This window comes from Huintestinicola butyrica (genome assembly GCF_025567215.1).
Taxonomy (GTDB): domain Bacteria; phylum Bacillota; class Clostridia; order Oscillospirales; family Ruminococcaceae; genus Huintestinicola; species Huintestinicola butyrica.
Genome location: NZ_JAOQKB010000012.1, coordinates 43,521 through 69,635, shown reverse-complemented (window position 1 = coordinate 69,635; position 26,115 = coordinate 43,521). Strand labels below are relative to the sequence as shown.

At 48.2% G+C, this 26,115-nt stretch carries 29 protein-coding genes and 1 other annotated feature; of the genes, 17 read left to right on the top strand and 12 right to left on the bottom strand.

From position 1 onward, the window contains the following. Nucleotides 1-115: 115 nt before the first annotated feature. From miaB to OCV68_RS11840, 5 genes are read right to left on the bottom strand one after another with little or no spacing between them, the layout of a single operon-like run. Nucleotides 116-1,483 carry a tRNA (N6-isopentenyl adenosine(37)-C2)-methylthiotransferase MiaB gene (gene miaB / locus OCV68_RS11860; RefSeq protein WP_147622600.1) on the bottom strand — a complete coding sequence of 456 codons (1,368 nt, stop codon included), beginning with the start codon at nt 1,481-1,483 and terminating at the stop codon, nt 116-118. Between the two features lie 15 nt (nt 1,484-1,498). Further along, nucleotides 1,499-2,884 (bottom strand): putative glycoside hydrolase, encoded by a 1,386-nt coding sequence (locus OCV68_RS11855; RefSeq protein ID WP_262572879.1) that lies wholly within the window; start codon nt 2,882-2,884, stop codon nt 1,499-1,501. Nucleotides 2,885-2,925: 41 nt separating this feature from the next. Further along, the gene (locus OCV68_RS11850; protein ID WP_022475803.1) at nt 2,926-3,525 is read right to left on the bottom strand and encodes an Rnf-Nqr domain containing protein; all 600 of its coding nucleotides are present in this window, start codon (nt 3,523-3,525) and stop codon (nt 2,926-2,928) included. 24 nt (nt 3,526-3,549) lie between these two features. After that, a complete protein-coding gene (locus OCV68_RS11845; protein ID WP_262572876.1) occupies nt 3,550-4,143 on the bottom strand; it encodes an Rnf-Nqr domain containing protein in 594 nt (197 codons plus the stop codon). After that, a complete protein-coding gene (locus OCV68_RS11840) occupies nt 4,127-5,197 on the bottom strand; it encodes an RnfABCDGE type electron transport complex subunit D (protein ID WP_262572873.1) in 1,071 nt (356 codons plus the stop codon). Before OCV68_RS11840 ends, OCV68_RS11845 begins: the two co-directional genes overlap by 17 nt. A 39-nt stretch (nt 5,198-5,236) precedes the next feature. Between OCV68_RS11840 and OCV68_RS11835 the strand changes: the two genes are divergently transcribed. After that, complete coding sequence (locus tag OCV68_RS11835) at nt 5,237-5,770, top strand: adaptor protein MecA (RefSeq protein ID WP_022475806.1); 534 nt, start codon at nt 5,237-5,239, stop codon at nt 5,768-5,770. Here the strand turns inward: OCV68_RS11835 and rpe are convergent. Next, nucleotides 5,760-6,404, bottom strand: a complete 645-nt coding sequence (gene rpe, locus OCV68_RS11830; protein ID WP_262572869.1) for a ribulose-phosphate 3-epimerase — start codon at nt 6,402-6,404, stop codon at nt 5,760-5,762. The genes OCV68_RS11835 and rpe overlap by 11 nt on opposite strands. Nucleotides 6,405-6,787: 383 nt before the next feature. On the opposite strand from rpe, the gene OCV68_RS11825 reads away from it, so the two are divergent. Then, on the top strand, nt 6,788-7,489 hold the full coding sequence (locus tag OCV68_RS11825; RefSeq protein WP_022475808.1) for a TIGR00266 family protein: 702 nt from the start codon (nt 6,788-6,790) through the stop codon (nt 7,487-7,489). Between the two features lie 41 nt (nt 7,490-7,530). Here OCV68_RS11825 and OCV68_RS11820 read toward each other — a convergent pair whose 3' ends face one another. From OCV68_RS11820 to OCV68_RS11810, 3 genes are read right to left on the bottom strand one after another with little or no spacing between them, the layout of a single operon-like run. Beyond that, nucleotides 7,531-8,202: an alpha/beta hydrolase gene (locus tag OCV68_RS11820; protein ID WP_262572866.1), complete on the bottom strand. Its 672-nt coding sequence runs from the start codon at nt 8,200-8,202 to the stop codon at nt 7,531-7,533. Continuing rightward, entirely contained in the window at nt 8,199-8,687 is a 489-nt protein-coding gene (locus tag OCV68_RS11815) for a deoxycytidylate deaminase (protein WP_147622744.1), read from the bottom strand. Before OCV68_RS11815 ends, OCV68_RS11820 begins: the two co-directional genes overlap by 4 nt. 27 nt (nt 8,688-8,714) lie before the next feature. Then, nucleotides 8,715-9,353: an HAD family hydrolase gene (locus OCV68_RS11810; protein ID WP_262572864.1), complete on the bottom strand. Its 639-nt coding sequence runs from the start codon at nt 9,351-9,353 to the stop codon at nt 8,715-8,717. 161 nt (nt 9,354-9,514) lie between these two features. After that, nucleotides 9,515-9,735: a binding site (T-box leader), on the top strand. Between the two features lie 41 nt (nt 9,736-9,776). On the opposite strand from OCV68_RS11810, the gene OCV68_RS11805 reads away from it, so the two are divergent. The 3 genes from OCV68_RS11805 to OCV68_RS11795 all read left to right on the top strand — a co-directional run bounded on the left by OCV68_RS11805 (nt 9,777) and on the right by OCV68_RS11795 (nt 12,355). Further along, on the top strand, nt 9,777-10,289 hold the full coding sequence (locus tag OCV68_RS11805) for a hypothetical protein (protein ID WP_262572862.1): 513 nt from the start codon (nt 9,777-9,779) through the stop codon (nt 10,287-10,289). Nucleotides 10,290-10,396: 107 nt separating this feature from the next. Continuing rightward, the gene (gene tyrS / locus OCV68_RS11800; protein ID WP_022475813.1) at nt 10,397-11,611 is read left to right on the top strand and encodes a tyrosine--tRNA ligase; all 1,215 of its coding nucleotides are present in this window, start codon (nt 10,397-10,399) and stop codon (nt 11,609-11,611) included. 105 nt (nt 11,612-11,716) lie between these two features. Continuing rightward, nucleotides 11,717-12,355 carry a TetR/AcrR family transcriptional regulator gene (locus OCV68_RS11795; protein ID WP_262572860.1) on the top strand — a complete coding sequence of 213 codons (639 nt, stop codon included), beginning with the start codon at nt 11,717-11,719 and terminating at the stop codon, nt 12,353-12,355. A gap of 100 nt (nt 12,356-12,455) precedes the next feature. Here OCV68_RS11795 and OCV68_RS11790 read toward each other — a convergent pair whose 3' ends face one another. Beyond that, entirely contained in the window at nt 12,456-13,745 is a 1,290-nt protein-coding gene (locus OCV68_RS11790) for a UDP-N-acetylglucosamine 1-carboxyvinyltransferase (protein ID WP_147622605.1), read from the bottom strand. Nucleotides 13,746-14,215: 470 nt separating this feature from the next. Here OCV68_RS11790 and OCV68_RS11785 point away from each other — a divergent pair, with 470 nt between their 5' ends. From OCV68_RS11785 to OCV68_RS11775, 3 genes are all read left to right on the top strand, one after another. Beyond that, nucleotides 14,216-14,797 carry a site-2 protease family protein gene (locus OCV68_RS11785; protein ID WP_022475816.1) on the top strand — a complete coding sequence of 194 codons (582 nt, stop codon included), beginning with the start codon at nt 14,216-14,218 and terminating at the stop codon, nt 14,795-14,797. Between the two features lie 158 nt (nt 14,798-14,955). Beyond that, nucleotides 14,956-15,156, top strand: a complete 201-nt coding sequence (locus OCV68_RS11780) for a hypothetical protein (RefSeq protein WP_022475817.1) — start codon at nt 14,956-14,958, stop codon at nt 15,154-15,156. A gap of 9 nt (nt 15,157-15,165) precedes the next feature. Beyond that, entirely contained in the window at nt 15,166-15,684 is a 519-nt protein-coding gene (locus OCV68_RS11775) for a CarD family transcriptional regulator (RefSeq protein ID WP_262572856.1), read from the top strand. A 50-nt stretch (nt 15,685-15,734) separates the two neighbouring features. Here OCV68_RS11775 and glgB read toward each other — a convergent pair whose 3' ends face one another. Together glgB and OCV68_RS11765 are read right to left on the bottom strand one after the other, a co-directional pair. After that, nucleotides 15,735-17,537: a 1,4-alpha-glucan branching protein GlgB gene (gene glgB, locus OCV68_RS11770; RefSeq protein WP_262572855.1), complete on the bottom strand. Its 1,803-nt coding sequence runs from the start codon at nt 17,535-17,537 to the stop codon at nt 15,735-15,737. Between the two features lie 24 nt (nt 17,538-17,561). Next, nucleotides 17,562-18,005: a MarR family winged helix-turn-helix transcriptional regulator gene (locus OCV68_RS11765; RefSeq protein WP_262572853.1), complete on the bottom strand. Its 444-nt coding sequence runs from the start codon at nt 18,003-18,005 to the stop codon at nt 17,562-17,564. Between the two features lie 194 nt (nt 18,006-18,199). Between OCV68_RS11765 and OCV68_RS11760 the strand changes: the two genes are divergently transcribed. The 9 genes from OCV68_RS11760 to OCV68_RS11725 all read left to right on the top strand — a co-directional run bounded on the left by OCV68_RS11760 (nt 18,200) and on the right by OCV68_RS11725 (nt 26,107). Then, the gene (locus OCV68_RS11760) at nt 18,200-19,468 is read left to right on the top strand and encodes an amidohydrolase (RefSeq protein ID WP_262572852.1); all 1,269 of its coding nucleotides are present in this window, start codon (nt 18,200-18,202) and stop codon (nt 19,466-19,468) included. Nucleotides 19,469-19,544: 76 nt separating this feature from the next. Beyond that, a complete protein-coding gene (locus OCV68_RS14775; RefSeq protein WP_394803512.1) occupies nt 19,545-19,757 on the top strand; it encodes a PF20097 family protein in 213 nt (70 codons plus the stop codon). 30 nt (nt 19,758-19,787) lie between these two features. After that, complete coding sequence (locus OCV68_RS11755) at nt 19,788-20,195, top strand: hypothetical protein (RefSeq protein WP_022475822.1); 408 nt, start codon at nt 19,788-19,790, stop codon at nt 20,193-20,195. A 52-nt stretch (nt 20,196-20,247) separates the two neighbouring features. Then, entirely contained in the window at nt 20,248-20,721 is a 474-nt protein-coding gene (locus OCV68_RS11750; protein WP_022475823.1) for a hypothetical protein, read from the top strand. A gap of 69 nt (nt 20,722-20,790) precedes the next feature. Beyond that, nucleotides 20,791-22,041: an adenosylhomocysteinase gene (locus OCV68_RS11745; protein WP_262572850.1), complete on the top strand. Its 1,251-nt coding sequence runs from the start codon at nt 20,791-20,793 to the stop codon at nt 22,039-22,041. A 15-nt stretch (nt 22,042-22,056) separates the two neighbouring features. Further along, complete coding sequence (locus tag OCV68_RS11740) at nt 22,057-22,287, top strand: hypothetical protein (protein WP_022475825.1); 231 nt, start codon at nt 22,057-22,059, stop codon at nt 22,285-22,287. 35 nt (nt 22,288-22,322) lie between these two features. Further along, nucleotides 22,323-23,489 carry a 23S rRNA (uracil(1939)-C(5))-methyltransferase RlmD gene (gene rlmD / locus OCV68_RS11735; protein WP_147622610.1) on the top strand — a complete coding sequence of 389 codons (1,167 nt, stop codon included), beginning with the start codon at nt 22,323-22,325 and terminating at the stop codon, nt 23,487-23,489. Between the two features lie 268 nt (nt 23,490-23,757). After that, nucleotides 23,758-24,870, top strand: coding sequence for a Fic family protein (locus OCV68_RS11730; protein ID WP_262572848.1), 1,113 nt, complete (start codon nt 23,758-23,760; stop codon nt 24,868-24,870). A gap of 16 nt (nt 24,871-24,886) precedes the next feature. Continuing rightward, nucleotides 24,887-26,107: a GNAT family N-acetyltransferase gene (locus tag OCV68_RS11725; RefSeq protein ID WP_394803511.1), complete on the top strand. Its 1,221-nt coding sequence runs from the start codon at nt 24,887-24,889 to the stop codon at nt 26,105-26,107. Nucleotides 26,108-26,115: the final 8 nt, after the last annotated feature.

Genomic DNA, 26,115 nt, shown 5'->3' with positions numbered 1-26,115 from the left:
CCTAAACCCTTTACCCTGCTCTAATTTGTGCTGAATTTTTCATTTGTCACTTAACCTGTTATCTTTTGGGGGACAAAAAAACGGACTTTCACTTCCCGAAAGTCCGTTTCTGTTATCAGTCTATTATTTCGCCCTCAACAGCCCAGTTATGCGTCTTTGTGACCCTTACCCTGTGCATCGTACCGATAAGCGACTCATCGCCATTTACCAGCGTGATGATGAACTCACCGCTCTTGCCGCTGATAAGCCCGTCCTTGTAAACGCTCTCAAAAAGCACCTCAAATTCCGCTCCCAGGAAACGCTTGTAATGCTCGTCGGATATCTCCCTCTGAGCTGCCAGAAGCTCCCTGAACCATTTTCCCTTGTCCTCCTCCGAGGTCTTGTCCTCCATAAGTGCCGCTTTTGTGCCGCTGCGCTTTGAGTAGATGAACGAGAAAATGTTGTCGTATTTTACCGCCCTGACTATTTTCATAGTCTCCTGAAAATCCTCATATGTCTCATTGGGAAATCCCACTATGATATCGGTGGTAATGGAAAGCCCTGGCATCTTTTTCCTTGCGCATTCCACTATTTCCATGTATTTTTCCGCCGTATATCTGCGGTTCATCTCTTTAAGTATCCTGTTGCTGCCCGACTGCAAGGGCAGATGAATGCTGCGGCATATCTTCCTGCTGTTTGCCATAACGTCAAACAGCTCTTCCGTAGCGTCCTTGGGGTGCGGTGACATGAACCTTACCCTGAAATCTCCGTCCAGAGCATCGATGCGCCTGAGCAGCTCTGGAAAGTTTATATCCTCCTCCAGATTTCTTCCGTAGGAGTTCACGTTCTGACCCAGCAGCATTATCTCACGGCAGCCGTCCGCCGCCAGTGCCCTGATCTCTTCAAGTATCTTTTCGGGCTTTCTGCTGCGCTCCCTGCCCCTTACGTAAGGCACGATGCAGTATGAGCAGAAGTTGTTGCAGCCGTACATTATTGATACGCCCGCCTTGTATTTTTCCGTTCTCACCGCAGGGATATCCTCGGGGCATTCCTCCGCACGTTCGGCAGTGTCAACGGCAAATTTTCTTTCCGTCAGCACCTCATACATGAGCCTTGGCAGCTCCTTTGAAGCAAATGTGCCGAACACCATATCCACATGGCGGTATGACCTTTTTATCTTCTCGGCGGTGGCAGGCTCCTGAGCCATGCAGCCGCACAGTCCGATAATCATATCGGGCTTTTTTTCTTTCAGATGCTTCAGCTCGCCCACGTTTCCGTAAACCTTCAGCTCCGCATTCTCACGCACAGCGCAGGTGTTGAGTATGATAACGTCCGCCTGCTCCATGTCATATGTAACGCCGCAGCCCATCCGGCAGAGCATACCCGTTATCTTTTCGCCGTCGCTCACATTCTGCTGGCAGCCGTAGCTGTGTACGCAGCAAAGAGGGGGAGTCTCACGTCGGCTGAAAATTTCCTTTACCAGCTCTGTGTAGTTAAGTTCCATAAAAAGCGCCTTTCATCAGTAAATGTATATCTTCTTGTATCCCAGCGCCTCAAGAGCCTTGATACACTCGGTAAATTCATCGGGGGTCATGGAGTTCTTTTCGATCATAGGATATGTAGCAATATCTCCGCAGCGTGCGTTGATGCCGCCGTAAATTGCGGAAGTCTTTTCATATATTCCCATGCCCTCCAGCACCGTCTCGGTGTCGCCGTTGGTCATGGTGCGGCAGATGTTGTATTCGGAGTAATCCACCATGATAGTGCAGCCGTCCAGCTCCTCGGGGTGGAAAAGCTCGCTGTAGCCCCTGATGATCGAGTTTGCGGTTATCCTGAGCATTACCTGCGCCCCTGCCTCATTGCCTGCCTCGGTCATATATTTTGCAAGGCTTGTGAGGGCAAGATATCTGTCGCCGTAGGGAGCAGCCTGCTCGCCCAGCAGCTCGATATCGGAGGAACGGAACTCGGGGAAGATAAAGTCATCTGCGATTATCTCCTTGAAGCCTGCGTTGGCAAGCTCAGTAACAATGTCCCTCATATATTCCTTTGTGGTGTCCTCAAAGGGGGAGAGCCATGGCTTGCCGCCCTTGTCGGGGGAAGCGTCCAGCCATGCGTCATCATCGAGAGTGTGGTATGAGCCGTCACGGTAATCGCCGTAGCGGTTGTTGTCGTTGAGCACGGACACCAGTGCAACGGGTCTCATTCCGTGGGAATATGCAGCCGAAGCGATGTCCTTTGCGGTAAGTGTGGAGTGGATAATATCCTCCTCATAGTCCGTAAGGGCAAGGGGAGCAGTGGTTGCGTAGTTGAATGCGCCGCCCTCTTCCTTCATGGGGAAGATAACTGCGCTGTAGCCCTCCACGGAAAGATTGCCCAGAGCAGCCTCCAGCGACTGCATATCCGCCATATCGGAGGCGGAGAGCATATATGCGTTGCCGTCCTCTTTTATGTCAAGGTCAGCGGGGATATTTACAGCTGTTGTTTCGGGAGTGCCGATGTTCACGGGCTTTGTGCCGTCGGCAGGAAGAGTTACCGCCGAATCTTCCTGCGACTGTGAAATATCTGTCACCTCTGTGGAAGATGTGCTTTCGGTAATGGCAGTTTCGGCAGGCTGTGCGGTGCTTTCGGCGGCGAAATCGCCAGTACCGTCGTCGGCAGCCTCGCTTTCAGCAGGAGCAGTTTCCGAAGCCGCCTGAGTGTCGGTGTTTTCGGGAGTCCAGGGCTCTGTCTCAGTCTGAACGGAGCGGTTGGCAAGATATCTGCTTATGGGGCCTGCTGCGCTGTAGCCCACAAATACCAGCACCGCCAGAGCCGCCACACCCGAGATTATCTTTATGGCGTTGTCGTTTCTTTTCTTTATCCTGTAACGTCTCTTGGGACGGAAAATTCTTTTGCTTTTTCTCATTTCTATCGTTTCCTTTCGCTGAGAATCTTTGTTCTTTATATTTACATATATGACGGAATGTGACCCAGAATGCCGTAAAGCGCCATGGCGATAATGCCTGTGAATATCATTACCGCAGGATAGCCTCTGAACACCGAGGGCACGTCCTTTGAATAAAGCTGACCGTAAACGCCCGACAGCATATATGCCGCCGCCGCAAAGCCCGCACCCGAGCATAGCCCGAACAGCAGATATTCATACAAAGCGGTGCAGCTGTTCATGCTCAGGAATATTGTACCCATAATCACGCTGTTAAACGCCGATATATGGACATATTTTTTTATTCTGCCGAATCTTCCCTTGAAGAAAATAAACGCCAGCAGAAGCGTTATCAGATATATCAGACCGATGGTAAGCACATATGTCAGCGGCACAAAGGGCTTTTGGATATCCGCCGCCCTGTGGGAAAGGAGCCATGCCGCCCATGAGGCGGTCAGCGTGAAGTAAAGCACGCCAAGGCAGATGCCCGGGAGATTTCTCTTGTTTTTTGCCGCCATTATCATTGTGCTTACGCCCAGCGCCCTTGCAAAAACAAAATTTTCCGCCAGCAGCGCCGTAATAACAGATATTATCAGCCCGCCGAAAAAATTATGGCTGTCCACTTCACTCACTCCTTAAAAAAAATATCATTTCTTTGAGCACAGCCTTATGAGCGCACCCATAAGCCCTATCATTATAAATCCGCCGCAGGGAGCGCCTATCAGGGGATTTACGTGGGTTATGCCGTAAAGAGCGCCGTTTATGCCGCCCGTTGAGAACAGCTCACGCACAGCGCCCATAAAAATTATTGCAATATCAAGCCCTATTATGTGGGATATCACGTCAGCCATCATCTGCGGTCTGCTCATTCTGAAAAATCTCAGTTCCGAAGCGGATACCACAAACTGGCTCGTGGCTATCATGGGCAGGAACATTCCCAGCTTTGCAGCGTCTGCGGGCAGCCTGCCGTCAAAATAAATGTAAAAGGGAATATACACAGCTGCGGCGGCAGCGGTATATAATATTATACGCAGCGCATATGGTATTCTGCGGGGGAGCAGCGACGAGAAAAAAAGCGCCGTGAATGTCACCGCCGAGAAAAACGCCGCATATGTGAGCGCCCCCGAAAGGGTGCTGCCCGCAAATACCGCAGGCGCTATGGCAAGTCCGGATGCAAATACGGGGTTGTGGGTGGTTATCCCCTGCATAAAGGACCATTTTTTCTTATTGTCCGTGGTCATCAGAATTATCTCCGATCATGGCGATGGTCTCGCCTATATCATTGGCAGCACTTGCTTCATTGTGTGCTCTTCCGAAAATGCTGTTGAGCCTCCTCCTGCGCCTGCTTCTGCCCTTGGGGGCGGCAGTGAGCCGTGCCAGAGGTGCGGATAATACGGAAGCATACACCACAGGATTTTCCAGCGTGGATATCTCGGAAACCAGAATTATCATCACCGCCGAAGCAAAGCCGAACATTATCCTCTGCCCCGTGGTCTGGGGAACGAGTGAATAATCGCAGCAAAGCGCCATGATGCCGAACACCAGCATTCCGCCCGAAAGAGCGGTCTTGAGACCGTAAACGCCGTCAGTTATAAGGCTCCACAGCAATACCGTTCCCAGAGCCGTCACAAACACCGCCGAGGATATTGCCTTGCGTGATATGAGCACCAGCGCACAGACCAGCACCAGCACCGTAAAGGTGCAGCCCATAGGCCCCGTAAAGTTGCCGATGAGCAGCTCAAAGTCCGAGTAGTTTGAAGAAGATGCCACCATGGCGGACTTTGTAAAGGAGCTTGTCAGCGTTTCGGGAACAATGTTTAAAAGCGAAAGGGAGCTGAACGGCTTGGGATATGACAGCACCGCCGACGGATAGGAAAGCTCCGCAAAAATATATCCCGCAGCAGCACAGTTGAATATCTCATGCCCGTGGCCGCCAAAGGGGTGCTTTGCAATGCAGACGGCAAACACCGCCGCACCTGCCGCCACCGTATATGGCACGGAGGCAGGAAGCATTGCCGAAAGTGTAAGCCCCGTTATGGCAGCGGAAATATCATGGATATGCAGGGGCTTGCGTCTGAATATCAGGCAGACTATATCTGCCGCCAGACAGGTGCCCACCGCAGTAAGCGCCACCAGCAGGGCACGGACGCCGTAATAATATACCGCCATAAGGTTCAGGACGATAAGTACCGTCAGCATATATGCCATTGCACCGAAATCGGCAGGTCTGCCGTCAAGAGCAGCGCCGTCGTTTCTCACAAATGTGGTGAGCATCTGCTGATTTTTGTTTTTCATGGGTAAACCGCCTTTTAAAGCTTTTATTGGGAGACTGCTATGCGTATTGAACACATCGGAAAAAGCACAGTTAAAGTTACCGTCAGCGGCAGCGAGCTTGAGCGGCTGGGACTGCGGTACGAGGATCTTGGGGAAAATATCCTTTCCGACATTTTTCTCTCGGAAATGATAGAAAAAGCCTGCCCCGAGCTTAAAAACCGCACTCCTCCCGAGGGGGAGCTGAGCATAGAAGTCTTTCCCGCAAAGGACACAGGCTGCGTTTTCTACATCTCGCCGAAAAAACGGCGCAGCAGCGAAAATATCAGAGCAATAATCACCGCAGGAGGGATAAAGGAGCTTTTCGGCATCTGCCGAAGTCTTACCCGAATGGGCGTGATGTCGGAAAATTCCCTGCTCACAGGGGAAAAACACTGCCTGCGGCTCGTGGCAGATATCCCCAAAAGCGCAGCACTGCCCGAGGGCAGCGTCACCCTCGCCGACGATATCTCACTTGCCTGCATAAAAGAGCACGGCAGAGTTATCATTCCCCATAATGCCCTGAACACTCTTCTCAGCCTGAATTTTAACGCATAGAAGCCGCAGCGGCAGCCATATCATCAGCCTTGAAAAGATATGAGCCTGCCACCAGAATATCAGCCCCCGCCTCACGAACCGAAGCGGAGGTCTTGTCGTTTATGCCGCCGTCCACCTGAATGTGAACGGAAAGGGAATGGCTGTCCAGATATGCTTTAAGCTCACGGATCTTGTCAAGGGACTCATAAATAAAGCCCTGACCGCCGAAGCCGGGGTCAACAGTCATAATGAGTATCATGTCCGCACTTTCCGCATAGGGAAGCACATCGCTTACGGGAGTAGCGGGCTTTATGGCAATGCCAGCCTTTTTGCCCTTAGCCTTGATGGCACTGATAACAGCGGCAGGATCGGGAGCCGCCTCCAGATGGAAGCTTATCATGTCCGCACCGTTGTCCGCAAAGGCATCAATATATCTGATAGGGTCAGTTATCATAAGATGAACGTCAATGAACATTTTTGTGTGCTTTCTTACAGATGCCAGCACGGGAATGCCGTAGCTGATGTTATTTACGAAAACGCCGTCCATAACGTCGAAATGGATATGATCGCAGCCGCATTTTTCTGCTCTGTCAAGCTCTTCGCCCAGACGGCACAGATCGGCGCTGAGAATGGAAGCCGAAACTATAGTATTCACTTTATATTCCTCCGAAATTCTGCGTAATTGCCGTCACATAAGACAGCTATACATATTAAGTATAAACCACAATTTCTCCGCCGTCAATAGCATAAGGGGCGGATTTTTCTTTTCGGCATTTCGACCATCATCTAAGAAATTATACACTTTTCACTTGTGGATTTTTTCAAAAGGTCAGCTGCAGGTAAGTTGCCATAATTTTTATAATGCCACTGATATAGTATATAATATTGCCTTATAATTTATTTTCTTACTAAAATTTATGAGAATTTTAATGCAATTATATTGACATTTTTAAAATAATATAGTATGATTTACTTGTGAGATCAGAACTCAGCACAATGTACGACATCTAATACCAACCATAACAAGGAGAATGAAATATGCAGTACGAAGTAAAGAACGCTCCCCTTCCCGTGCTTATTTGTAAGCTTGACCCCAACGAGTCCATAGAGTGCCAGAAGGGCGCTATGTCCTGGATGACCCCCACCATGCAGATGCAGACAGGTCTCGGCAGCGGCGCAGGCGGACTTCTGGGCGCACTCGGCAAGATGGCTAAGAGCGCTGTAACAGGCGAGTCCATTTTCAGAAATACATACACAGCTCAGGGCGGCGCAGGCGAGATCGCATTCGCTTCCAGCTTCCCCGGCGACATCATCTGCTTTGACACATCAGTAAACCCCATCGTTGCACAGAAGTCCTCTTACCTTGCAAACACCATGGGCGTTAATATGGAGATCTTCTTCCAGAAGAAGCTGGGTGCAGGCTTCTTCGGCGGCGAGGGCTTCATTATGCAGAAGTTCAGCGGCAACGGCGTTGTATTCCTTGAGATCGACGGAAGCGTGTGCGAATACACACTGGCAGCAGGTCAGTCCATGCTTATCGACACAGGCTACCTTGCAGCTATGGAAGCAACCTGCTCCATAGATATCGAGACCGTTAAGGGAATCGGAAATGTTCTTATGGGCGGCGAAGGTCTCTTCAACACAAAGGTAACAGGCCCCGGCAAGATCTGGCTCCAGACTATGCCCGCAAATGTTCTTGCTGACACAATCAAGCCCTTTATTCCCACAGGTTCCAACTGATAACCTGCAAGCAAAAAGCCGATGTTTTCACATCGGCTTTTTTATTTGCTCAGAATATGCTCAAACGCTTTTGCTGTTCTTATGTCAGGCTCATTGAAATGACCGCCCTCGTTCCATTCAAGGACGATATCCATGCTGCCCGAAAGCAGCTCATACATTTTTCTGATATTGTCCCCTACCGACGCCATGACTTGGTTTTTAGTCTTTTCCTCTTTTTTGCCAAGGCTGAGATATATCTTCTCAGCATGAGGATGAACCTGTGAAATAAAATCTATCCAGTTCGGAAACCACACCGAGGGGGAAGCTGCGGCGGCTCCGTAAAAAACATCACACTTATATACTGCCCAGAGGGAAAACAGCGCCGCAAGGGAATATCCGCCAATGACTATTTTTACGGTATCATCAAGGCGGTATTTTTCTTTCAGCTTTGGTATCAGCTCGGTCGTAACAAAGGAAAGAGTGTCCTCTGCCTTTCCGCCGAAGGCTTCATTCCCCCACACGGGTTTTGCCTGCCACGGGGAAAGCTCATCGTTCCAGTTATCAATTATAAATGCGGCAAAAATACATCTGCCGCATTTTTTTATATGTTCGTATTCAGTGCCGAAAGACTTCATCTCAAAATCACCCATGGGCTGTATCAGCAGAAAATCCGCATTTTCCTCCCCACGGACTGCGACAGTCCTGCGGCAAAGCTCAAAAGTTTCGTTTATCAATATCCGTCAGTGCCTTCCAGTGAATCATCATGCTCTATCCAGCTCTGGACGTTGATGGTGGTGTATTTGTCGTGGGTGTTGCGGATTATAACGGTGGAAATGCCTGCGTTGATTATCATACGCTTGCACATGGCGCATGGCTCAACATCGCCGTAAAGCTCACCTGTTTTTGCGTCGTGACAGGCAAGGTAAATGGTAGCATCAATGGTGTCGCTTCTGGCGGCGGAGATGATGGCGTTTGCCTCGGCATGAACGCTTCTGCACAGTTCATAGCGCTGACCCTTGGGGATATTCAGCTTTTCACGGGTGCAGTAGCCCAGATCGCAGCAGTTCAGGCGGCCTCTGGGAGCGCCCACATAGCCTGTGGAAACTATCTCGTCATTTTTTACGATTATAGCGCCGAAATTCCTGCGCAGGCAGGTGCCTCTTTCAAGAACGGTCTCGGCGATATCAAGGTAGTAGTTTATCTTGTCTCTTCTGGGTATCGGGTTCAGGTCCATAAAAATGCTCCTTTACTCAAATATTTTCACAAGCTCGAAAACGCTTGCGGCGGAAGCGGCGGGAGGTGAGGTCAGCTCGCCGAAGCCGTATGCTGCGTGGATAAAGGGTATCCCTGCGGCGGAAGCGGCATCAAAATCCCCCTGGGTATCGCCCACATAAACGGCGCTTGTGCAGTGATTTTTCTGCATAATGAGCTTCAAAGTCTCGCTCTTGGGCTTATGGGTATCGCCCCAGCAGAGATAATCGGTGAAATACCGCTCAAGAGAATAATATTCAAAAAACGCCTCGATATACCCGTTCTGGCAGTTGCTGACGATAAAAAGCCTGTGGCTTTTCGAAAGTGCGGAAAGAGTCTCCTCCAGCTGAGGATAAAGCTCGCCGCCGTTTGCGGCAAGATAGTTTTTCTCGTTTTCCCCGCATTTTTCAAGTATGTCTATACGCCTGGTCTCGGTAAGCTCGGGGAAAAGCTTTGCCGCTATTTCCACCATGGTCATACCCATTACGCTGCGCAGGTCGCTGCCTGTTATTGTCTTGTTTCTGAGCAAGGGATCGCCGCTGGATCTTATTGTCTCCGACCATGAAGCGGCCACATTTTCGGAGCTGTCCCACAAGGTTCCGTCCATATCAAAAATTATGCTTTCGGCGTTCATTTTCTGCTCCCCCGATCTGTTTTACTTTAATATTCAGTATAGCACAGACATTTGATTTTTGCAAGATTTTTTGATAAATTCAAACGGGCTTTTCACGCAGAAATTCTTTCATTTCCCCTCTTGACAAAATCTATTGCCTGTGTTATAATTCAACCATATTGTTAAATGCGGTGACGGAAAAAAAGCAGAGCATATCCGCTTTCAGAGAGCCTTCGGTGGGTGGGAGAAGGCAGCGGCGCTTTGAAGATACATTCCCGAGCAGATGCGGCGAACAGAGTAGCCGTGTACGGAGTGAGGCACGTTACAGTCTCCCCGAGGTCATACATCGTATGGCGAACTGAGGTGGTACAGCGCTTTCTTATAAAAGAAACACGCCCTCTTGAAGCTTAGGCTTTGAGAGGGCTTTTTTGTTGGGGTGACATGATGAAATGCAGATTTGACTCAACAGGCACTATAGGAGCTATGTGTGGAGCAGCTGTATTTATTGCGATTATGGCTTTTTCCGCAGCTATCGCTTTTTATGGCAGCTTTGATGACAGAGGTCTGGCTCCGGGCGTTTCGCTGATTGCTTTCATTATTTCTGTTGTGGCTGCCGTTGTTCTGAATATCATTAAGGGTGGAGTGATATATGCCCGCAGTGACAGACTTATCATTGTTCACAGCTTTGGCGCTTGGAAAATTCTTGTTTCAAGAATAAGCTATGAGGATATCGAATATGCCGATCATAATGTGACACAGAAGCGCAGCAGGCTGGGCTTTTACTGCTATGTATTTGAGCTTATTATACATATGAAAAGCGGGAAAAAAATAAAGCTTTGCGTTGACCTCAATATTCCCGAAGACAAGCCCATGTGCGACCCCGACGGCTACAAGCGGTTTATAAACGATCAGCCTATTATGAAGCTTTGCAGATATATAAACGAAAAATCAAGATAAAAATCAACTTGAAAGGCGGTGGTATCAGTGAGGCGGATCGTTACCGTCTCATACAGAAGCCGATAAAAATGTCAATTCAAACAAATATATAAATGGAGGAAAATAAAATGACTTTATACGAAGAACTCACCAGAAGAGGACTTATCGCTCAGGTAACTGATGAAAAAGAGATAAGCGAGATGATAAACAACGGAAAGGCTACCTTCTACATCGGCTTCGACCCCACTGCCGACAGCCTTCACGTTGGTCACTTCATGGCTCTGTGCCTTATGAAGAGACTCCAGATGGCAGGCAATAAGCCCATCGTGCTTATCGGCGGCGGCACAGGTATGATCGGCGACCCCTCAGGCAAGTCCGACATGAGAAAGATGATGACCCAGGAAACAGTTCAGCACAACTGCGACTGCTTCAAGAAGCAGATGAGCCGCTTCATCGACTTCTCCGAGGGCAAGGCTATCATGGTAAACAACGCTGACTGGCTCATGAACCTGAACTACATCGAGCTGCTCCGTGAAGTCGGCGCCTGCTTCTCGGTAAACAAGATGCTCACATTCGAGTGCTACAAGCAGAGAATGGAAAGAGGTCTTACATTCTTAGAGTTCAACTACATGATAATGCAGTCCTACGACTTCTATATGCTGTTCCAGAAGTACGGCTGCAATATGCAGTTCGGCGGCGATGACCAGTGGGCAAATATGCTGGGCGGCACAGAGCTTATCAGAAAGAAGCTTGCTAAGGACGCTCATGCAATGACTATCACCCTGCTCACCAACTCCGAGGGCAAGAAGATGGGCAAGACCGAAAAGGGCGCTGTATGGCTCGACCCCGAAAAGACCTCTCCCTACGACTTCTTCCAGTACTGGAGAAACGTTGGCGACAACGATGTTATCAAGTGCCTGAAGCTCCTCACATTCCTGCCCATTGAGCAGATAGAGGAAATGGAGCGCACCATGACAGGCGCAGAGCTCAACAAGGCAAAGGAGCTACTTGCATACGAGCTTACCTCCCTTATCCACGGCAAGGAAGAGGCTGACAAGTGCCTTGAAGCAGCAAAGAAGCTTTTCGGCGGCGCAGGAAACACCGATGATATGCCCACCACCGAGATCCCCGCAGCAGAGCTGGAGGGCGGCATAAACATTCTTGACCTGCTGGTAAAGACAGCTCTCTGCCCCTCCAAGAGCGAGGCAAGGAGACTTGTACAGCAGGGCGGCGTATCCGTTGATGATGTAAAGGTAACAGACCCCAACGCAGCTGTTGAGATAGCAGAGAGCGTTATCATCAAGAAGGGCAAGAAGGTTTACCACAAGGTAGCAAGAGCATAAGAGAAGATAAAGGCAGTGTCAATTTTTTTAGAGGAAAATAAACAAATGACAAGCCTTGTCCCCTGCCATCACGCTTGACAATCCTATTCTTTAGCGTTATAATTATTGCATAGATCACGCACAGAAAGAAGCGGGAATACGGGAAAACTCAATACCAACAAAAAGATCAAAAGAGATTCCCTCCTTGATACGGCTTTCAGGCTGTTTATGAGTCAGGGTATAAGCAAGACATCTATCTCTGACATCGTTGACCAGGCAGGCGTTGCAAAAGGCACATTTTATCTTTATTTCAAGGACAAGTATGATATACACAACAAGCTCATATGCCACAAGTCTGCCCAGCTGCTGAAAAATGCGCTTTCCCGACTGATGACTGCAAATATCTCCGACTTTGAGGACAGCATCGTTTTCATTGCGGACAGTATCCTGAACCAGCTTTCGGAAAATCCCAATCTGCTTAAATTCATCTCAAAAAATCTTAGCTGGGTTTCTCTCCGTTCCGCTGTGACCCAGCCCGAAGACGATGATGACGCTTTGACGGATATTTATGACAGGCTGAAAATCCGGGCGCAGGGATACAATGAGCCTGAGATAATGTTCTTTATGATAACGAATGTTATCAGCTCATCGTGCTACAGCGCCGTTCTTTACAGCGAGCCTGCGGACATTTCGGTGCTGAAGCCCCATATTCTGGGCTGCGTAAGGGATATTATGATATCCCACAGGAAGGACAAAACAACGTGATACTTTTTATCGCCGTTATATGCTGAGCCGTTAAACATTACAAAGAAAAAAACAGCACTTCCATTTTTCGGAAGTGCTGCTTTTTTATGTTCTGTTTGTATCAGAGCGATGACACCTGACGGACTGAATTCCCGGGAACTGTCTTTTTAACAATATCTGCGCCCAAAGCTCTGAGCTTCTGCTCGATATCTTCATAGCCACGCTCAATGTGATAGATATCATCTATCTCGGTAACTCCGCTGGCTGCAAGACCTGCTATAACAAGGGCTGCGCCTGCTCTCAGGTCGGGAGCGGTAACGGGTGCGCCCATAAGCTTGCCCACGCCCTCGATAACTGCCACACGGCCCTCAACGGAAATATCTGCGCCCATTCTCCTGAGTTCGTCCACGTATCTGAAACGGTTGTTGAATATCTCATCGGTAACGATGCTGGTACCCTCCGCCAGACAAAGAAGTGTGGATATCTGGGGCTGCATATCTGTGGGGAAACCGGGGTGAGGCATAGTCTTTACGCTGGTCTTTACAAGAGGTCCGTCAACGGAGATCCTAACGCTGTCGTCATATTCCTCAACGTTAACGCCTATCTTTGCAAGCTTTGCGGTGATAGATTCAAGGTGCTTGGGGATAACATTCTTTACAAGCACATTTCCTCTTGTTGCGGCAGCTGCCACCATATATGTTCCTGCCTCGATCTGGTCGGGGATAATTGCGTAGGTAGTGCCCTTGAGAGTTTTAACTCCTCTTATCTTGATAACATCTGTTCCTGCGCCCATGATATCTGCGCCCATGGAATTGAGGAAGTTTGCAAGGTCAACGATATGAGGCTCCTTAGCTGCATTTTCGATAACTGTAAGACCTGTTGCCTTAACGGCTGCCAGCATTGCGTTGATGGTAGCGCCTACGGTTATCTTATCGAAATAGATCTGAGAACCGATGAGCTTATCGGCACAGATATCTATCATGCCGTTATCGAGAGTGCAGGTAGCGCCCAGTGATGTAAATGCCTTGAGATGCTGGTCAATGGGACGGTCGCCGAGATAGCAGCCGCCGGGCATTGAAACACGTGCTCTTCCGAACTTGCCCAGCAGTGTTCCAAGGAAATAATAGGAAGCTCTCATAAGGCGTGCCAGCTCATAGGGAACAACAGGGTCCTTGATGCCTGTTGCATCGATGCGGTAAACGCTCTTGTCTATGCGCTGAACGTCAGCTCCCATTTCATAAAGGATACGCAGAGAAATGGAAACGTCGCTTATGTTCGGTATATTTTCAAGTATGCAGGGACCGTCCGCAAGGATAACGGCAGGGATTATGGCAACTACAGCGTTTTTTGCTCCGCTTATAGTGACCTCGCCCTCAAGACGGCGGCCGCCCTTTATAATAAATTTTTCCAAAACACAACTCTCCTGTAAAACTGCGGATAATGTCCGCAGAAAAAGTGCGGCTGTCCTGACATTATTGCAACAGACAAAACCGCCTTTGATTTTTTGTATTAACTATTATATCACAAACGAAACCAAATTAAAAGTATTTTCAACTGAACATTTTGACGGAAATTACGGCTGACACAAAGAATTTAATGTCAATATCAACAAAATTTAACTATTGTGGTATCAGGCGCAAAGATAAATTCCAACAGACTGTTACTTTTCTGTAATTTCTGAACATTGCTGTAACCAATGTGTAACCTTTGGAATAAAAGGCGGTTTTACATCATATAATTTGTGAATCCAAATCGTCGGAACGGGTAATTATGCGCCGCAGTTTTTGGGCGCAGTGATAAAAAATATACGCATATGCTCGGAAAGCAGCAGAAATTTTTACAGCGCACCAAATGCGCATATCTGCCATGGAGGAATATATTTTGACAAGCGGTGCTGAATTTTATTTTAAAGGGACAAGGATACGCATTACTTTCGGATTTTTTGCGGTATGGTCGGTGCTGATAATGCAGTCCCCCGTTTCAAAAGCAGGCGAGCTGGCTTTGCTTTCCTGCCTGCTCCACGAAGGCGGGCATATAACAGCCATGGCGGTCATGGGGATAAAGCCACGGAGCCTTACATTTTACAGCGGCGGCATAGGCATGAAAAGCGGAGCGATATTGTCCCCTGCCCGTGAGATATTCATATTGTCGGCGGGGTGTCTGGTAAATCTGCTTCTGGCGCTGGCAGGGACGCTTACGGGCAGCAGGATATTAACGGGGATAAATCTGGCGCTGATGCTTTTTAACCTGCTCCCTCTGCCAAGCCTTGACGGGGGGCGTATCCTGCGCACGGTCGTGGAAGCAATATCCCCTGCTGCTGACATCTCGGGGGTGCAGAACGCTTTTGGCATTGTTATGGGGATCGCTGCGGCGGTGTTTTTCTTTGTCTCAGGGAGCATAAGCTTCACGCTGCCTCTTACGCTGGGGCTGATAGTTCTGGAGGGGCTGGCGGACAGGAGATAGCGTAATATCGACGTCCTGACGGCTTAATACAGGTATCTGTAGGCAAAATCCCGATTTTGAGACGCACAAAAAGTTATGAAATTTGTACAAAATCACCTTTGAAGCAAATCGCAAAATATGATATAATTAACATATAAAATAAAGAAAGGATGTTTTATATGAAACGTATCATAAGCGCCTGCTTAGAGCAGACTGTCCGTTTTGAGACTGCGGAAGAGTTTGCCGCATTTTCGTCAGCCATGGACCGCAAGGAAATAAAGTACAAAATTCTTGAAAGTGCCGACCAGCCCGACGGCTCTGTTATAGCAAAGCTCAAAAAGCAGTACAATCATTATGACACGGGAAGCTACATGAGCTGAGGTGATGATATGCTGAAAAAAGGCGATCATGTGGTTTACGGCGGCAGCGAGATATGCGTTGTCAGCGATATTGTAAAAAGGTGCTTTGACGGCGTGAACGAGGAAAAATATCTGAGGCTCGTTCCGGTGGAAACGCCCTCCGCTTCGTATTATGTGCCGGAAAAGAATGCTGAGGCAAGAGTGCGTCATCTTATGGGTCGTGAGCAGGTACTTGCGGTGATAGACGCTATGCCATTGGCATCGGCGCAGTGGAGCGAGAACAGGGACGAACGCAGGCATATGTTTGTAAAGGTGCTCAAAAGCGACGATTATATGCAGATACTCAGCATGATGAAAGGTCTGTACGACGAAAAGCAGAAGCGGGGCGCCTGCGGAAAAGATCTCATCTCTGCCGATGAAAAGGCGTTTGAAGCCGCTTCAAAGCTTATAAACAAGGAATTTTCAATGGCGCTTGGCATTCCTGAGGCAAGCGTGGAGGGATTTATCGAGCAGCGCCTGGCAATGCTCCATGCACAAAATAATAAATAGTACAAAAGCGGAACTGCATAGCAAAACAGTTCCGCTTTTACTTTTATATGTTATTTTGCAGCCGGTTTAGAAAACACTTCTCCGTCAAAAAGTCTGCCTGAGAACGGGCTGAGCTTTACGGAAAATTCTCCGCCTGCGGGCTTTATCTTCACGCTGCGCTTGACCTCGGTCTTGCCGCTGTAGATGTTGCTGTCGGAATTGATAAGCTCTTTAAGATCTGTAAGTCCGTCTGTGGGAATGGTCATGGTCTGCTCCCTGTCGGAGAAATTCAGCAGGCAGATTGTTGTTTCATTCTCCGCACAGCGCTTATATGCAAATACCGAGCGCTCCGACTCATCGGGAAGTATCCACTTGAAGCAGTCGGGATTATATTCGCCGTTATAAAGGGAGGGACGTGTGGTGTAGAGCTTTTCAAGGTCGGTCATATATCTGAGAAATGAATCGTGGAGGGGATATTTGAGTATATCCCAGTCCTGCTCTCTTGTTTCGTCCCACTCTCTGAACTGGGCAAACTCGCCGCCCATGAAGTTCAGCTTTTTGCCCGGGTGGGAATACATATACATATAAAATGCCCTTGCCTGAGGGAATTTCACATCATAATCGCCCCACATCTTCTGAATGACGGTCGCCTTGCCGTGAACGTTTTCGTCGTGGGAGATCGGCAGCAGATAAAGCTCATTGTAGAAATACTGCATGGAAAAGGTTATCTTGCCATGGTGATATTTTCTCTCTGCAGGTGGGGTGCGGAAGTAATCGAGAGTGTCGTTCATCCAGCCCAGATCCCACTTGTAGTCAAAGCCAAGGCCATCATACTCAACGGGAGCTGTTACCTTGGGGAATGCGGTGGAATCCTCCGCAATAAGCATTGCGGTGGGGTGGAGGGCATGAAGCCCTGAGTTCATCTTTTTAAGGAAATCGACGGTGCATTTGTTAACGCCGCGCTCGGGATCGCCCTGCCAGTATATGGCACGGCTTATTGCGTCCATACGCAGACCGTCGAAATGATATTTTTCAAGCCAGTAGTTGGCGGCGGACTGCAAAAAGCAGCAGACCTCACGCCTTGAATGGATAAAGTTGCAGGTTCCCCACTCGCTGATGGTAACATCGCTGTCGGGGTATTCATAAAGGCAAGTGCCATCGTATTTTGCAAGGGCATAGCCGTCCATGGCAAAATGCACGGGAACGAAATCCATGATAACGCCGATATCGTTCTTGTGGCACTTGTCGATGAGCTTCATAAGCTGGGCGGGAGTGCCGTAGCGTGATGTGGGGGCAAAAAAGCCTGTATTCTGGTATCCCCATGAGCAGTCGGCAGGGTGCTCGCTGAGGGGCATGAACTCGATATGTGTATAATGGTGCTTCTTGACGTATTTTATAAGCTTGTCCGCAATGTCGGAATAGGAATACCAGCCGTTTTCATTATCGGGGTCGGTATGCCAAGAGCCGATGTGCACCTCATAGATATTGAGAGGCTCATTATAGTTCTTGCTGCGCTTTTCCAGCCACTCACTGTCGGTGAATTTGTACTCGTCAAGGTCGGTTATAATGGACGCAAAATTGGGGCGAAGCTCCATTGCAAAACCGTAGGGGTCGCAGTGCTCCACTCTGCCCAGTGAAGAATAGATGACATACTTATACATCTGACCCTTTTTTGCCTTGGCGGAAAAATACGACCAGACATGACCGTCCTTTATCATATTTTCCTCCTGCCAGTCGTTCCACTCGCCGATTATGGTTATCCTCTCAGCTGAGGGTGCAAAGGTGCGGAAAACAGTGCCGTCGGGGTTGGGGTGAGCGCCGAAAAACTCGTAAGCATCAAAAACATTGCCCATGTAAAACTCGTGCATATCCATATATATCATTCCTTTTTATTAAGATCAAGGGAAATCTGCCTTGCGGCAGGCATTTACAAACTCCTCCATGGAGCGGATAAAATTTTCTGCACTTTCGCTGCCCATTGCGTTTATTATAGCGGAAAGCCTGCTGCGGAGCAGTTCTCTGCCGTTTTCAACATAATCCGAACCTGCATAAGTGGGACTTACCATTATCCTGCGGCGGTCGTTCTCATCGGTGCGGCGGCTGATAAAGCCTTTTTTCTCCAGGGAACGGAGAATGCCTGCCACACGCCCGCCTGTCATATCAAGGGCGGAAACAATATCGCCTGTGGCGATCTCTCCGCCGCCTGCGGTGTAATGGATATAGGACAGCACCTTCATTTCGCCCTGCATGAAGTTTTCCAGCCCCAAGGGAATTTTCATATAATAGTACTGTCGGAGCACTTCTATCAGCTCGTCGGAAAGACCTGCGTCTGCCTTGTCCATATAGCACCTCCCGCAAGATATTTAATAGTGTTAACTAATTTGAGTATAGCATTATTTTCACCGCTTGTCAATAGGGATCAAGCGCCGCCATTTGGCGGTCAAAATGCAAAATTATCATTGCTTTTGAGAGCATATTGTGATATAATAAAAATATATATTGCCGCATGACGGCGCACATGAAAGGAATGCTCGCAATGAATATACTGATAAAGAATATAAAAATGCTCATAAACGGCGGCACTCCCAAGGGGGATATCTGTATTTCGGGGAACAAGATCCTTTCCGCAGGAGTAATTCCCGAGGGGTTTGCGGCTGACAAGGTGATAGACGGCTCGGACAAGCTGGCGATACCCGGTCTTATCAACTGCCACACCCACACCTATATGTCGCTTTTCCGCAATCTGGCGGACGACCTTTCCTTTGAGGACTGGCTTTTCGGCGCAATAATGCCCCGTGAGGATGCCATTTCCACCGAAGACGCTTACTGGGGCGCTATGCTCTCCTGCGCCGAGATGATAAAGACGGGAACCACCTGCTTTATGGATATGCACATGTTCCCCGCAATGACCGCCTCCGCTGCGGACAAGCTTGGCATGAGAGCTGTTATGACAAGAGGTCTGACAGGCTCCGACAGGAACGACAAGGACGGCATCAGGCGCTACAATGAGCACATGGACGAGCGTGAGCGCTTCAAGGGCAATGACCGCATCACATTCAAGCTTGGCCCCCACGCTATCTACACCTGCGGCGAGGATTATCTCAGGTGGCTTATCGAAAAGGCTCACGAGACTGAGCAGGAGTTCCACATTCATCTTTCCGAGACCACGACCGAGGTACAGAACTGCTACAAGGAACGCAGCAAGTCCCCCGTGGAATATCTGAACGACATCGGATTTTTGGACATAAAGACCTGCGCCGCTCACTGCGTTCATGTTTCCGACAGCGACATGGATATTCTGGCGGAAAAGCACGTAAGCGTTATCCACAACCCCAAGAGCAATCTCAAGCTTGCAAACGGCACCGCTCCCATTCCGAGAATGATGGAAAAGGGCATAAACGTCTGCATGGGAACGGACAGTCAGGCATCAAACAACGACCTGAACCTGTTCTCCGACATGAACTTTGCGGCTCTGCTCCACAAGGGCGCAACAGGCTGCCCCACCGTATGCACCGCAAAAGAGGTGCTGGACTTTGCGACTGTTAACGGCGCAAAGGCTCTGGGCATACCCGACATCGGCTCGATAGAAGCAGGCAAAAAGGCTGATATTGCCATTCTTGACCTTGACCGTCCCCAGTTCTGCCCCCGCAATGACCTGTCCTCCGCTCTTGTATATTCCGCAAACGGCAGTGAGGTCGATACTGTTATCATTGACGGTGAGGTCGTTCTTGAACACGGCAGGCTCACAAAATTTGACGAGGAAGAGATATATGCTCACGCAAAGGCTGTTGCAGAGAAATTCTGAGTAGAGCTGCAACCGATGACGTTTTGGCGTGTTTGGTTTGTGCATATAAATCGGAATTTATAGGAGGTGAATCTTCATGAAATGTCCATATTGTGGTGATGAAATGATAAGAGGATACCTAATGAGTTCACGAGACATTACTTTTACAGTTGATAATCTGACAAAAGTTTTTCGTATTAAAAAATCGGACGATCTGGAATTGAGTAAAGGTTCAGCAGGAATCTCTCATTGTGAAGCTTATCGTTGTAGTAGTTGTAAGAAGATTTTGATTGATTATGCAAATAGATAAATCGGGAGTTGACAAAGGAGTTGAGCTGATATGAAAAAGAAAATCATCATATTGCTGTCTGTTGTGATAATTCTTTTGATAGGCATTGTTGTATGGTTTAATATTCCACTCGACTTGATGGACTTAGACCCTAATGAGGTCATGGAAATAGTTGTTTTCAATGGCAATAGCGGAAAAGCAACACATATTATCGACAAAGAGCAGATTCAGCATATTGTCGAAAATTTGAATGGCGTCGAAGTAAAGCGGTCAAAACCATCTTTGGGATATATGGGATATAGTTTCAAAGTTACTATTTATTTGTCTGATGGCAACGAGGCAGGCGATTGGAATAATTTTATTATCAATTCAGATGATACAATTAGAAAAGATCCATTTTTCTATTCTGTTACAAAGGGAAATATTGATTACAGCTATATTGAAGGTATCGTAGAATAACAAAAATTCTAATTTAGCGGGGTGCTGAGCTATAAAATGCCGGAGGTGAAATATGCTTACATTCGGAAGTGAAAACAGCGAAATAAACAAGCACAGTCGGCTTGCTCCTTTTGTGCTTTCAATAAAAGATGACCCTGACAACAGGCTGAGCATTGTAATAGCCCTGCCAAAGAACTGTCCCGCAGCAGATGATATTTCCGACCCACGGCTGAAAGATATCCTTTCGCACAGCACTCGGGTAATTGAGGACACAGAGCAGCTTTATGAAATAGCTTTCGGGTCATATGTCATTTACCAATGCAGGAATGAAAGCTACACATCATATGACCCGACAGAAGTGATGAAAGGCAAATACCTTGTCATTTTTGAACGCTCCCATTTTCTTGACTATTACGAAAGCGTTATTTTTGACAAGGATACTGACAATGAAAAGGTCTGCCGAAAGCATTACGGCATCTATGGTGAAAATCACATCATTGATGTTATCTCCAACGAGCCGCCAACTATCAGAAAGATAAACACTTAATAAATAAACCGACAGCATATATGCTAACGGCATTTACTAAAAATAATAATCAGAAAGGAATATAAAAATATGTCAAACACAAGTGAGATAAGAGATCCCGAGCTTTGGGAAAGCGGAGCAAGAAAAATTCAGTGGGTAAAGCAGAATATGCCCCTGCTGAGAGGTATTGAAAAGGAATTTTCCGAGACCAAGCCCTTTGCAGGTCTTAAAATAGCCCTCTCCGTTCATCTGGAGGCAAAGACAGCATACCTTTGCAAGGTGTTGGCAGCAGGCGGTGCGGATATGTATGTTACAGGCTCCAACCCTCTCTCCACTCAGGACGATGTGGCTGCGGCTCTGGTACATGACGGTCTCAAGGTATTTGCATGGTACAATGCCACCGAAGAGGAATATCACCGCCACATCACAAGGGTAATTGAAGTAGGCCCCAACATCATCATCGACGACGGCGGCGACCTTGTTCACCTTATCCACACCGAATACAAGGAGCTTATCCCCAACGTTATCGGCGGCTGCGAGGAGACCACCACAGGCATTATCCGCCTTATTGCCATGAACAGGGCAAAGGAGCTCAATTTCCCCATGGTGCTTGTAAACAACGCTGACTGCAAGCATCTTTTCGATAACCGCTACGGCACAGGTCAGTCTGTATGGGACGGCATCAACCGCACTACCAACCTTATCGTTGCCGGCAAGAACGTTGTTGTTGCAGGATACGGCTGGTGCGGCAAGGGCGTTGCCATGCGTGCAAAGGGTCTGGGCGCTTCCGTTATCGTCACCGAGATAGACCCCATAAAGGCAATGGAGGCTGTTATGGACGGCTTCAAGGTAATGAAGATGGAAGAGGCCGCAAAGGTGGGCGATTTCTTTGTTACCGTAACAGGCTGCGACGGCGTTATCACCGAAAAGAGCTTTATGAACATGAAGGACGGAGCTATCTGCTGCAATGCAGGTCATTTTGACTGCGAGGTAGATGTGGCATGGCTCAGGGACAACTGCGAGATCTCTTGGCTTGCCCGCAACAACATCATGGGCTACAAGCTGAAAAACGGCAGAAGCGTTTACATCATCGCCGAGGGTCGTCTTGTTAACCTTGCGGCAGGCGACGGTCACCCTGCGGAGATAATGGATATGTCCTTTGCGGTTCAGGCAATGAGCGCACTTTATCTGGTAAAGAACAAGGGCAGATTTGATGACATGGTAATCGACGTTCCCCGTGAGGTGGATATGGAGATCGCTCACAGAAAGCTCTCCGCATGGGGCATTGAGATAGACAAGCTCACCGCCGAGCAGGAAGCATATCTGAACAAGGGACTTTGATATCAGAGGTAATATATGAAAAAGATCATCATAGCTGCCGTTCTCGCCGCTGCCATGGCTCTCACAGGCTGCGGCGGCGAAATAACGGAAAAGGCAAACGGTGCGCTGGAGAGCGCTCAGAATGCGGCAGGAGACGCTATAGAGTCAAAGGCTGCAGATTATGTTGACGGTGCGGTGGGCAATATGGAAGTTCCCGATATAGGCGGAGAAACGGAACTTCCCGCTGCGGGCGATATCAACGGATAAGCGTGCTTTATGATACAAAGCCGAAAGGAAAAAAGATGAACGAACCAAATGTAAAAAAGGACAAGGAGCTTTGCCCCGTATATAAAAAATGCAGCGGCTGCCAGCTTATGAACATGACCTACGAGGAGCAGCTCCGCTTCAAGCAGATAAAGGTAGAAAGGCTCATGGGCAAGCTCTGCCGCCCCGAGCTTATCGTTGGTATGGACGACCCTGTTGGCTACCGATACAAGGTCACGGCGGTATATGACTTCAAGGGCGGAAAGTCCCTGTGCGGAGTATATCAGTCGGCAACAGGCGGAGTTATTGACGTTAAGAGCTGTGCTGCGGATAATCCCAAGGCAGACAGCATTGCAAGGCAGATACTTAAAACCGCAAACGCAATGAAGATATCCTTATGGAGCAGCTACGGCGGTCAGGGCTTCCTGCGCTATGCCATGATAAGGATCGCCAAGGGCACGGGGGAGATAATGTGCGTTATCGGCGGCACTGACAATGATTTTCCCTCAAAGAAGCATTTCACTGCGGAGCTTATGAAAAAATGTCCCGAGATAACCTCTCTTGTGTTCACGGTATGCAAGCCCGACAGGATAGCTCCGGGAACAAAATACGAAACGCTTCACGGCAAGGACTACATCGAGGACATCATCTGCGGAAAGAAATTCAGGATATCCCCCAAGTCCTTTGCGCAGATAAATCCCGTGCAGACGGAAAAGCTGTACTCTCTTGCCATAAAATACGCCGCTCTCACGGGAAAAGAGACTGTGATAGACGCATACTGCGGCATAGGTACGCTGAGCCTTATTGCGGCTGACAAGGCAAGGACGGTTTACGGCTGCGAGATAAACCGTGCAGCCATAAACGACGCTGTGATAAACGCAAAGCTCAACAAGGCAGAGAACGTGAAGTTCATCTGTGCGGACAGCGGCGAATTTCTTGAAGAATTTACCGAGGAAAAGCTCCGTGCGGACGTTGTTATAATGGACCCCGCAAGGGCAGGTGCTGACAGGAGATTTCTCTCCAATCTGGTGAAGATCGCTCCCAAGCGAATTGTATATGTTTCCTGCAATCCGGAAACCCAGTCAAGAGACGTGTTCTTCCTTATCAAGAACGGTTATAAGATAAAGAAGCTTTCTCCTGTGGATATGTTTCCTTTTACTTCGCACGTTGAGACGGTTTGTCTGCTGGTGAAAGGCGAAAAATAAGAACATCACTGAAACAAAGATAGTTTTCGGTGAGCTTTATTCAAGGCTCTGCGATGCTTGGGTCAACACGTCGGATCTGACGCAAGATAATATTTTATTTTGCGTGGTATGACATGGTTTAATACTAAGAACCAATTAAAAACTATACAAAAAATTGAGCATAATCTTGCGTATATGGATTATGCGATGATTTTTTGTCTATAGTTTTATTGGTGATTAGTATAAGTTCAGAGAGTGATACAATATATAAAAAGGAAGGAGCCGAAAAATGCAGGACAGACCAATGCTTGAGCTTGAGGAATATATCCGTCAGGGTGAACCCGGACAGGCGGACAGATCTGCCGCATGGAAAACGGCTATCGGTTTGCAGGACGTTGACGGGCTGAAAACCTCCGATTATTTGCTGGAAACCGCCAAGGAGCATATTGAGGGAAAAATAGATATAAAATCGGCTCAGAAGCGTATAGAAAGCTACTATGAGGAGCGCTCGGACCGCAGGAACATCGAAGCTGACACCAAGGAAGCCGACATAGTTTCCGCCAGAATTGCCGAACTTTTATCTGAAAAGACCTTTCAGTTCTCCCCTGCTGAGCTTGCCTCCATACACAGGCGGCTTTTCAGCGGAGTTTTTAAGCACGCAGGTCAGTTCAGGACTTACAATATAACAAAAAAAGAATGGGTCCTGAACGGCAATACCGTTTTTTACGCTTCATATGACAGCATAAAGGACACTCTTGACTATGATTTCGGTCAGGAAAAAGCCTTTTCATATGAGGGGCTGGCTCCTGCTCAGGCTATAACGCATATTGCAAAATTCACAGCAGGCATCTGGCAGATACACCCGTTCTGTGAGGGCAACACCCGCACCACGGCTGTTTTTATCCTTAAATATCTGCGCACCTTCGGCTTCTCTGTCAGCAATGACGTTTTTGCCGAAAATTCATGGTATTTCAGGAATGCACTTGTAAGGGCAAATTACAATGACTTCAAAAGCAATATAAGTGCAACGGTGAAATATCTGGAGCTTTTCTTTGAAAATCTTCTGCTCGGATATCATAATGAACTGAAAAACAGATATCTTCACGTTGATTATAAACCTGACAAAAGTACAGAAGAATTTCAAAGTGTCAATAGCAATATTTCAAAGTGTCAAAATGACACTTTGAATGATACTTTGAACTGTTCATTTGAAGAAATGGCAATACTTGCCATTATAAAAAAAGACCCCTATGCCACTCAGAAGCAGATGGCACAGGAAACAGGAAAGTCGGAAAGTACCGTTAAACGCCGAACTGCCGAGCTGCAAAGCAAGGGTATTATCCGCCGTGAAAACGGCAAACGAAACGGCAAATGGGAAATCGTGACGCCATTACAAAAATAAATCCAAAGGATCGGACATGACCATGAGCCACAATAAAGAAGAAAATTTCAATATACGCCCCCTGACCACCGATGATGCAGAGCAGTACAACGCTCTGCTTCGATATGCCTTTCAGGTAACGGAGCAGGAGCTGGAGGAAACTGGCTGGAAGGACGATGAGATAAAGCAGTCAAAATTCCCCGTGCTGCAAAGGGCAGACGTGCTGGGCTGCTTTAATGAGGACGACCTTGTTGCCCAGTTTGCGGTATATCCGCTGGATATGAACATCTACGGCACAGAGTATTCCGTGGGGTTTGTCACCAGCGTATGCACCTACCCCGAATACACGGGTCACGGCATCATGAAGCGGCTTATGATACAGAGCCTTACCCGAATGAGGGAAAAGCACCGCTCCTTTGCGCTTTTGTACCCCTATTCTATCCCACTTTACCGCCGCCTTGGGTGGGAGATAATCTCCAACAAGATGACATATGTGGTGAAGGACACCCAGATCCCCCGCAAAAACAAGGAGCCGGGCTATGTCCGCCGTGTGGAATGGGACAATCCCGAATTTATGGCGCTCCACACCCGCTTTGCCGAGAAGACCCACGGCTGCCTTTTCCGCAATGACCTTGCCTGGGAGGAATACTGGCGCTGGGATCATGACGACACTGCCGTTGCGGTATATTACTCCGATGATGATATCCCATACGGCTACATGGTATATCTCATCAACTCTGACATCATGCACATCAAGGAAATGATATATCTTAACCGTGAGGCTCAGCTGGGGCTGTGGGAATACATATATGCTCACGATTCCATGATAGATGAAGTTCACGGCAACAACTACTACAGTGAGCCTATCGCCTTTGAACTGGAGGACAGCGACATCAAGGAGACTATCCGTCCCTATGCCATGGGCAGGATAATCGACATCGAGCAGTTTTTCGGGCATTACAGCTGCTGTACCCACAAGCCTGCGGTGTGCTTTGAATTTGTGGTAACGGACGAGCTGCTCCCATGGAACAACGGCAGCTTCAGGGTAATGTTCGAGAACGGAAAGTGCCGCATCACCGATGAAGTGCCGCAGTACAGCATGAAGATGACCATAGGCACGCTTACCACCATGCTTATGGGCTACAAGACTGCCGAAAAGCTGTACGGCATGAACAGGATAAGCTCCTCTCCCGAGGCGGTGAAGAGGCTTGATGACACGCTTCTCCACAATATGCCGTACATTTCCGATTACATCTGATGAGGAAC

Coding starts and splice junctions, on each gene's coding strand:
- miaB (WP_147622600.1), bottom strand. CDS start 1,483: ATGGAACTTAACTACACAGAGCTGGTAAAGGAAATTTTCAGCCGACGT.
- OCV68_RS11855 (WP_262572879.1), bottom strand. CDS start 2,884: ATGAGAAAAAGCAAAAGAATTTTCCGTCCCAAGAGACGTTACAGGATA.
- OCV68_RS11845 (WP_262572876.1), bottom strand. CDS start 4,143: ATGACCACGGACAATAAGAAAAAATGGTCCTTTATGCAGGGGATAACC.
- OCV68_RS11840 (WP_262572873.1), bottom strand. CDS start 5,197: ATGAAAAACAAAAATCAGCAGATGCTCACCACATTTGTGAGAAACGAC.
- OCV68_RS11835 (WP_022475806.1), top strand. CDS start 5,237: ATGCGTATTGAACACATCGGAAAAAGCACAGTTAAAGTTACCGTCAGC.
- OCV68_RS11825 (WP_022475808.1), top strand. CDS start 6,788: ATGCAGTACGAAGTAAAGAACGCTCCCCTTCCCGTGCTTATTTGTAAG.
- OCV68_RS11810 (WP_262572864.1), bottom strand. CDS start 9,353: ATGAACGCCGAAAGCATAATTTTTGATATGGACGGAACCTTGTGGGAC.
- OCV68_RS11805 (WP_262572862.1), top strand. CDS start 9,777: ATGAAATGCAGATTTGACTCAACAGGCACTATAGGAGCTATGTGTGGA.
- tyrS (WP_022475813.1), top strand. CDS start 10,397: ATGACTTTATACGAAGAACTCACCAGAAGAGGACTTATCGCTCAGGTA.
- OCV68_RS11780 (WP_022475817.1), top strand. CDS start 14,956: ATGAAACGTATCATAAGCGCCTGCTTAGAGCAGACTGTCCGTTTTGAG.
- OCV68_RS11775 (WP_262572856.1), top strand. CDS start 15,166: ATGCTGAAAAAAGGCGATCATGTGGTTTACGGCGGCAGCGAGATATGC.
- glgB (WP_262572855.1), bottom strand. CDS start 17,537: ATGGATATGCACGAGTTTTACATGGGCAATGTTTTTGATGCTTACGAG.
- OCV68_RS11765 (WP_262572853.1), bottom strand. CDS start 18,005: ATGGACAAGGCAGACGCAGGTCTTTCCGACGAGCTGATAGAAGTGCTC.
- OCV68_RS11760 (WP_262572852.1), top strand. CDS start 18,200: ATGAATATACTGATAAAGAATATAAAAATGCTCATAAACGGCGGCACT.
- OCV68_RS14775 (WP_394803512.1), top strand. CDS start 19,545: ATGAAATGTCCATATTGTGGTGATGAAATGATAAGAGGATACCTAATG.
- OCV68_RS11755 (WP_022475822.1), top strand. CDS start 19,788: ATGAAAAAGAAAATCATCATATTGCTGTCTGTTGTGATAATTCTTTTG.
- OCV68_RS11750 (WP_022475823.1), top strand. CDS start 20,248: ATGCTTACATTCGGAAGTGAAAACAGCGAAATAAACAAGCACAGTCGG.
- OCV68_RS11745 (WP_262572850.1), top strand. CDS start 20,791: ATGTCAAACACAAGTGAGATAAGAGATCCCGAGCTTTGGGAAAGCGGA.
- OCV68_RS11740 (WP_022475825.1), top strand. CDS start 22,057: ATGAAAAAGATCATCATAGCTGCCGTTCTCGCCGCTGCCATGGCTCTC.
- rlmD (WP_147622610.1), top strand. CDS start 22,323: ATGAACGAACCAAATGTAAAAAAGGACAAGGAGCTTTGCCCCGTATAT.
- OCV68_RS11730 (WP_262572848.1), top strand. CDS start 23,758: ATGCAGGACAGACCAATGCTTGAGCTTGAGGAATATATCCGTCAGGGT.
- OCV68_RS11725 (WP_394803511.1), top strand. CDS start 24,887: ATGACCATGAGCCACAATAAAGAAGAAAATTTCAATATACGCCCCCTG.